Origin of the sequence: Mycobacterium sp. ST-F2 (genome assembly GCF_001905655.1) — a bacterium.
GTDB lineage: Bacteria > Actinomycetota > Actinomycetes > Mycobacteriales > Mycobacteriaceae > Mycobacterium.
Genome location: NZ_JMHT01000106.1, coordinates 1 through 3,834, shown reverse-complemented (window position 1 = coordinate 3,834; position 3,834 = coordinate 1). Strand labels below are relative to the sequence as shown.

At 69.8% G+C, this 3,834-nt stretch carries 2 protein-coding genes; both read left to right on the top strand.

Going from position 1 to position 3,834, the window contains the following annotated elements:
• Window positions 1-126 precede the first annotated feature (126 nt).
• Window positions 127-642 (top strand): 2-oxo-4-hydroxy-4-carboxy-5-ureidoimidazoline decarboxylase, encoded by a 516-nt coding sequence (locus EB75_RS27860; RefSeq protein WP_073698434.1) that lies wholly within the window; start codon window positions 127-129, stop codon window positions 640-642.
• A gap of 62 nt (window positions 643-704) precedes the next feature.
• Window positions 705-3,834: Pls/PosA family non-ribosomal peptide synthetase (locus EB75_RS27855; RefSeq protein WP_073698433.1), on the top strand; the 3,130-nt coding region annotated here is incomplete at its 3' end.

Genomic DNA, 3,834 nt, shown 5'->3' with positions numbered 1-3,834 from the left:
ACCCAGCTCAACCACGCCGCTTGACTATTAACAGAAATAGGAGCATCAAGTGCCGCCAGATTTTTCCCGCCCTTAACATGAAGAAATCTGGCTGTACTCTCCGGGTTCGATGATGTCCTTGTGTTGATGCATCAGGGAATCGGTCTCGACGCGTTCAACGCCATGCCGAAGCAGCGGGCGGTGCACGCACTGTACGAATGCTGCTACAGCGTGCCGCTGGCCGGCAGCCTGGCCGACGGACGCGCGTACGACGACCACGACCACCTCTTCCGGCGCGCCGACGACTTCCTGTTCGCGCTGAGCGACGCCTCCGTGGACGTGATACTGCAGGCATACCCGCAGGTCGGACGACGTCCCGGCAGCGTCCGGTCGCAGTTCGAGCAGTGTGCGGTGTGCGACCGCGACCCCGACCTCATGGCGACGCTGACGGTCAATGCGGCCACCTACCGCGACCACTTCGGCTTCGATTTCGTGATGTTCGTCGGATCCATGAGCGCAGACGAAGTGCTGAGCCATATGGCCGACCGTATGCACAACGATCATGAGACCGAACGCAAAGTCGTCCGCAACGAGCTGGCCCGGATCAATCGGACCCGGCTGGAGCGCATGCTGGGACCCGAGGGCGGCTACGACAACTGGTAACGAACCCGCGACGGCACACCTGCCGTCAGGAACAGTTCGCCAAGCCTTAGTAGTTTGTACCCGTGCATCAGGAGATCCCCCCGCAGTACGTGCTTTCGGCGAAGGCACCGCAGGCCCGGACCCTCATCGACATCCTCTACGCCACGGCCGATCAACATCCCGATGCGCCGGCCATCGACGACGGCGCGGTCCAGCTCACCTATGCCGAGCTGATCGCCGACGTCGAAGAGAGCGTCACGTGGCTGGCCGCGCGCGGCATCGGCCGCGGTGACCGCATCGGCATCCGGATGCCGTCGGGCAGCTACGCGCTGTACGTGTCGATCCTGGCAACCCTGGCCACCGGCGCCGCGTACGTCCCGGTCGACGCCGACGATCCCGAGGAGCGCGCCGCGCTGGTCTTCGGCGAGGCCGGCGTGGTCGGCATCATCACCGAGGCGGGCCTGGTCCGCGGGCCCGGCTCGACGCGGGGCTGGCAGGCCGGCCGGCCACTGACCCGCGACGACGCCTGGATCATCTTCACCTCCGGTTCCACCGGCACCCCGAAGGGCGTCGCGGTGACGCACCGCAACGCCGCGGCCTTCGTCGACGCGGAGGCCGAGATTTTCCTGAAGGACAACCCGCTGGGTCCGGGCGACCGGGTGCTCGCCGGGCTGTCGGTCGCGTTCGACGCGTCCTGCGAAGAGATGTGGCTGGCCTGGCGCCACGGCGCCTGCCTCGTGCCGGCGCCGCGCTCGCTGGTGCGCAGCGGCATGGACCTGGGGCCGTGGCTGGTGTCGCGCGACATCACCGTCGTCTCCACGGTCCCGACACTGGCCTCACTGTGGCCGGCCGAGGCCCTCGAAGCCGTGCGCCTGCTGATCTTCGGCGGCGAGGCCTGCCCGCCCGAGCTCGCCGAGCGCCTGGCCGTCGAGGGCCGCGAGGTGTGGAACACCTACGGGCCCACCGAAGCCACCGTCGTCGCGTGCCTCGCGCCGCTCGGCGGCGGGCCCGTCAGCATCGGGCTACCGCTGCCCGGCTGGGACCTGGCGGTCGTCGACAAGGACGGCCTGCAGGTCGGCTACGGCGAAATCGGCGAACTCGTGATCGGTGGCGTCGGGCTGGCGCGCTACCTCGACCCGGAGAAGGACGCCGAGAAGTACGCGCCGATGGAGACTCTCGGCTGGGGCCGCGCGTACCGCAGCGGCGACCTGGTCCGGCTCGAGGCGGACGGCCTCTACTTCCAGGGCCGTGCGGACGATCAGGTCAAGGTCGGTGGCCGGCGCATCGAACTCGGTGAGGTCGACGCCGCACTGGTCAACCTGCCCGGCGTCAGCGGCGGCGCCGCCGCGGTGCGCAAGACGGCCACCGGCACGCCCCTGCTGGTCGGCTACATCGCCAGCGCCGACCCCGATTTCGACATCGCCAAGGCCCGCAAGGTCCTGGCTCAGTCGCTGCCGGCCGCGCTGGTGCCACGGCTGGTCGTGGTCGACGAATTGCCCACGCGCACATCCGGAAAGGTCGACCGCAACGCCCTGCCCTGGCCCATTGACGCGGGCGCCGGCGGCGACGACAGCCCCGACCTCGACGGCACCATGGGTTGGCTCGCCGGGCTGTGGCGGGACGTACTGGCCTCCCCGATCGACGGGCCCGGCGCCGACTTCTTCGCGCTCGGTGGCGGCTCGCTGTCCGCGGCACAACTGGTCTCACTGCTGCGGGAGAAGTACCCCCAGGTCACCGTCGCCGATCTCTACGACCACCCACGCCTGGGCTCGCTGGCCGGCTACCTGGACGAGCTCGACCCGCCACCGGCGGTCGAAACCCGAAGCGTCACACCGGTTCCGCTGACGACACAGCTGGTCCAGACAGTCGCCGCCATCCCGCTCGCCACCCTGGCCGGCATGCAGTGGGTGGTCTGGCTGGCCATCCTGAACAACGTCGCCGCGGCGCTGCACCTGCTGCCCTGGGCCCGCACCGTCAACTGGTGGGTGATCCTGGCCGGATTCCTGGTGTTCGTCACGCCGATCGGCCGCATGGGTATCGCCGTGTTCGCCGCGCGCGCCCTGCTGTCCGGCCTGGAGCCGGGCACCTACAAGCGCGGCGGCTCCGAGCACCTGCGGGTCTGGCTCGCCGAACGGCTCGGCGAGGCCAGCGGTGCCGAAAACCAGGCCGGCGCACCGTGGTTGGTGTACTACGCCAGGGCACTGGGCAACCAGGTCGGCGACGGCGTCGACCTGCACTCGACCCCGCCGGTCACCGGCATGCTCACCCTCGGGGACCGCTGCTCGATCGAACCGGAAGTCGACCTCACCGGACACTGGATCGACGGCGACCTGTTCCACGTCGGACCCATCAGCATCGGCAACGACGCCACCATCGGCGCCCGCACCACGCTGCTGCCGGGAGCGGTGGTCGGAAAGAACGCCGACGTCGCACCGGGTTCCGGCGTCATCGGCAAGGTCAAGGCCGGCCAGTACTGGAAGGGTTCGCCGGCGGTGAAGTCCGGGAAGGCCCACCACCCGTGGCCCGACGAGCGACCGGGGCGGGCACCGATCTGGATCGCGATGTACGGGGTGACGTCCGTACTGCTCGGCGGGCTGCCGATCCTGGCCCTCGCCGCGGGCCTGGCGGTGCTGATTCTGCCGGTGCGCCATAGCCATTCGCTGCGGGAGGCGATCCTGCCGGTCGCGTTGTGGACGCCCGTCGCCGCGGTGGCCGCCATGGCGGTGTACGCCGCGCTGACGGTGATCGGGGTGCGTCTGCTGTCCCTCGGCCTGACCGAGGGCTACCACCCGGTGCGCAGCCGGGTGGGCTGGCAGCTGTGGGCCACCGAGCGCTTGATGGACGCCGCCCGCAACTACCTGTTCCCCATCTACGCGAGCCTGCTGACACCGTGGTGGCTGCGGATTCTCGGCGCGAAAGTCGGTAAGGACACCGAGATTTCGACGGCGCTGCTGACACCCAAGTTCACCGAGGTGCTCGACGGCGCCTTCCTGGCCGACGACACCATGGTGGCGTCGTACGAACTCGGTGGCGGCTGGATTCACGTCGCCAAGGCGACCGTCGGACGGCGGGCGTTCCTCGGCAACTCCGGCATCACCCAGCCGGGACGTCGCGTCCCCGACGACGGACTGGTGGCCGTGCTGTCGGCCACCCCGCACAAGGCCAAGGCCGGCTCGTCATGGCTCCCCCCCCCCCCCCCCCCGCGGCTCCGCC

What these genes read in the sequence shown, in the direction of transcription:
- EB75_RS27860 (WP_073698434.1), top strand. Translation starts at nt 127, where the DNA reads ATGCATCAGGGAATCGGTCTCGACGCGTTCAACGCCATGCCGAAGCAG.